This window comes from Mesorhizobium sp. M2C.T.Ca.TU.002.02.1.1 (assembly GCF_003997225.1).
Map to the genome: position 1 here is coordinate 1 of NZ_RZTO01000691.1, position 3375 is coordinate 3375.

Sequence of the window (3375 nt, forward strand, 5' to 3'; positions counted from 1 at the left end):
GGCTCGAGGATGCCACCAATGTCTTCGGCGCCGAATTCGAAAGCATGAAGAACTACACCGGCTGGGAAAACTTCGTCGGCGTCTTTTCGGCGCAGCGCAAGCAGCGCATGCGCACCGACCGCGTCCGCAACATGTCGCTGGCCGGCAATCTGCAGGAGCTTTTGGCGAAGTCGGACACCATCGTCGGCATCCTGAAGGCGCAGAAGCAGGTCCTCGACCAGCGCTACAAGACTTCCGAGACCAGCCTGTCGCAGGTGATCGAGCGCCGCAAGACGACCATGTCCAACCTCGAGGCGGTGCAGAAGCGCATCGAGGAATTGAACCCTCTGCTGCTCGACATCGAGAACAAGATCGCCGCCTCCACGACGCAGAAGGAGCGCACTGAGCTTGAAGGCGAGCGCTCGAAAATGGCGACCGAATACAACGAAAAGCAGGCCAAGGAGCAGGAACTGCTTGCCGAGAGCCAGACGCTGGAGCGCTACACTTCGATGTTCCAGACCTTCGTCGATTCGCTCAACAACCAGATCGCCGCGCAGTCTACGCTGATCAACAAGCTGACCATCGACACCGAGCAGCGCATCGTGCTGTACAAGGCGCTGGAAGATTCGCTGAAGACCGCCGCCCAGCAGGACGTCGCCCACAAGATCAACACGCTGGGCAGCCAGGTCGACAACACGGCCGAGGAGACGATGGCCGGCATCGGCGCCGCCTCGCAGAAGCACATCGGCGACCTTTTGGAGATGCATGAGAAGAACATGGTTGCTTCAGCCGACATCCAGCGCCGCAAGAAGCTTGCCGACGATGCCTTCGCCCGCCGCTTCGACGATGTGATGAAGAAGCACAACGCCGCCAACTATGTGCAGTCCTAAGCAGGTTCCGCAAAAGTGTCCCACGGTTTTGCGGTCAGAACCTACGAAAAACAAAGGAATCCAGGCAGATATTCGTGGGGCATCTTACGATTATCTGCTTGGGCGGCGCCGCTGATTTCATTGCAACGGCAGTCCCATGACACCTGAGAACGACGCGGCGGCTCGCTATTTCTCCGCCATCACGGCGGCACTGAGCGGGCTGGAAGTGTTCATGCGCGACGATCGCTCGCCGCTTTACCGGCACGGCATCGTCGCCAGGATCGTCGCGGAATATATCGCGCGGCTGGACAAGTCCTTTGCCTGCTGGCGCAACCGGCTCGGCTTCATGGACACGTTCCGCATCTCGCGCGCCGACAGCGGCTATCCCGTTTTCCAGAACCTGCTCGAATTGGAAAACGACCGCCAGCAGGCCGACGCCCGCCTGGCCAACATCCCGCAGGCCGGCGAGCTGCGCGAGGAGATGGCCGACTTCATCCTGCGCCACAAGGAATTTCCGGAAGCTCTGCAAAAGTCGATGGCCGAGCGGCTCTATCTGGAGGACGTCAAGAGCGAGGCGACCTTCGGCCCGTTCACCCTGGCGCAGACGGCCAAGGTTTCGGTCAACCCGAAGACCATGCGGCCCTATTATCTGGTCCATTGGGCGACATTCGACGGCAGCGCCAACCTGCCGCTGGTCTATATGGTGACGGTGGAGGACTCCTCCGAAAGCATGGTGCGTCAACTGGTCGACGTGAACGGCAAGCTGAACGAGAAGGTCGATATCCCGCTACCCGTCGACGGCCTGCTCAATCCCGAGCTTGCGCACCGCTTCGACGACTTCACCGAGAAGAACTCGGCCTACACGCTCTCGCCGGCGACGATCGCCGTCAATCTCGACAAGGATTTCGAGCCGCTGCACCCCAAGCAATTGCGGCGCGTCGTGCTCGGGCCCTTCTATTCGGCCGGCATCACCGACAACAATTCGACGGTGACCGAGGTTCTGGCCAAGGTGCGCAAGCCGGAGAACGCCTGGCTGCTCACCTGGACCATCCAGGAGGTCTTTTCCAAGGCCGAGAAGCCCGGCCGCAAGGGTCTTTTCTCCAGCGAGAAGACCACGCAGGAATTCTTCATCAACACCGACGACCTCGAAGCAGCGCGCCAGGGCGTGTCGAGCTACGAGAACCACGCGCTGATCCCGCACGAGGCCTACCAGGCGCTTTATGCCGCCGGCGAAGCGCAGAAGATCTTTTCCGGCTACAAGGTCCACATCCTGTCCAACGGACAGGTCATCAGCGATGTATGAGATGCTTGCGCAGCCAGAGGCGCGGCGCGCGAGCGGGGTGCGAAAAATGACACCAGCAGGCAAAGTTTTCGCCAAGAAAAGAGAGCTCGACGCTTTAAGAAAGAAGGTTCGCCCAGGTGCCTTGGATAGCCTGGAGCATACCCAGCGGATCGACATCACCTATACGTCGAACGCGATCGAGGGCAATACGCTGACCGCGGGTGAGACCGCCCTGGTCCTGGAGAAAGGCATTACGATCAGCGGCAAGCCCCTCAAGGACCACCTCGAAGCGGTCGATCATGCGCGGGCCCTGAGCTGGGTGCTGGAAATCGCAGCACAACGCGACGCTCCTATAATCGAGGCGGACATCCGCAACCTGCATCATTTGGTCGTCGCGAATTCCAAGCCGGAGAACGCCGATAGCGCCCGCTATGTGAATACCGATGCCGGCGTTCATGAGTTCCCGACGCCGACGGAAGTACCCGCACTCATGGAAGCTTTCTGCCGCTGGCTTGGCGGGGCGCGAAATAGGCCGCAAACCGCATTCGAGGCTCACCGGCGACTGGTTGGCATTCACCCCTTCAACGACGGCAATGGTCGCACGGCGCGGCTCTTAATGAATCTTGTGCTGGCGCGCGCCGGCTATCCGCCCGTGGCAATCCGCCCCGAAGATCGCCCTGCCTACATCGCGGCGCTAGAAGTCGACCAGCGCGGTGGCGGTCATGCAGCCTTCGACAGGCTGCTTTTCGAAAGGCTGGACCAAACGCTGGACCTCTATCTCGATGCCGCGCATCAGGCTCGCGATCCGTCCGCAGGTGCCGGCAGGATAATTCCGATGAGGAGCTGATCATGGACACCGGCCTGACAACGATCTCGGAAGCCGCGATCGAAAAGCACCGTGCGACCGCGCAGAGCTTCATCACCCGCATCGTCGTGCTTGAGGACCCTTCGCGCGAATCCGGCACCGCGCTTGCCGGCACCAACCGCCGCTTCGTCTCGACCGTGTCGGTCGGCTCGGTGCGCCGCACGCGCGAGGTCGAGCTCACCAAGACGGTTGCCGCGATCCATCCCGACGACCAGTTGATGACGATCCCGCAGCACACGCTGCTCTACCGCTCCCGGCGCGGCCTGGCGATCGCGCTGGCTATTTCGGATGTCTTCGCCGAAGGCTCCGACCTCGAAAGCCTGCAGGCGAAGAACGCGCGGGCACCGCTGGAAGGTGACGAGGCAGCCACCTTCAAGAGG

Annotated in this window: 3 protein-coding genes and 1 pseudogene; all 4 read left to right on the forward strand. The window is 61.4% G+C overall.

Annotated features, from left to right (window positions below):
* Positions 1-869 (forward strand): hypothetical protein (locus tag EOD07_RS27650; RefSeq protein WP_127237648.1); only part of this gene is annotated, 869 nt, incomplete at its 5' end.
* A 136-nt stretch (positions 870-1005) separates the two neighbouring features.
* Complete coding sequence (locus EOD07_RS27655) at positions 1006-2151, forward strand: hypothetical protein (RefSeq protein ID WP_073986184.1); 1146 nt, start codon at positions 1006-1008, stop codon at positions 2149-2151.
* Complete coding sequence (locus tag EOD07_RS27660) at positions 2144-2977, forward strand: Fic family protein (RefSeq protein WP_245470517.1); 834 nt, start codon at positions 2144-2146, stop codon at positions 2975-2977. Before EOD07_RS27655 ends, EOD07_RS27660 begins: the two co-directional genes overlap by 8 nt.
* Before the next feature lie 2 nt (positions 2978-2979).
* A pseudogene (locus EOD07_RS27665) lies at positions 2980-3375 on the forward strand (AAA family ATPase); the annotation flags it as partial.

Bases quoted from the DNA above. Each gene is read 5' to 3' on its own strand.
- EOD07_RS27655 (WP_073986184.1), top strand. From the start codon at position 1,006: ATGACACCTGAGAACGACGCGGCGGCTCGCTATTTCTCCGCCATCACG.
- EOD07_RS27660 (WP_245470517.1), top strand. From the start codon at position 2,144: ATGTATGAGATGCTTGCGCAGCCAGAGGCGCGGCGCGCGAGCGGGGTG.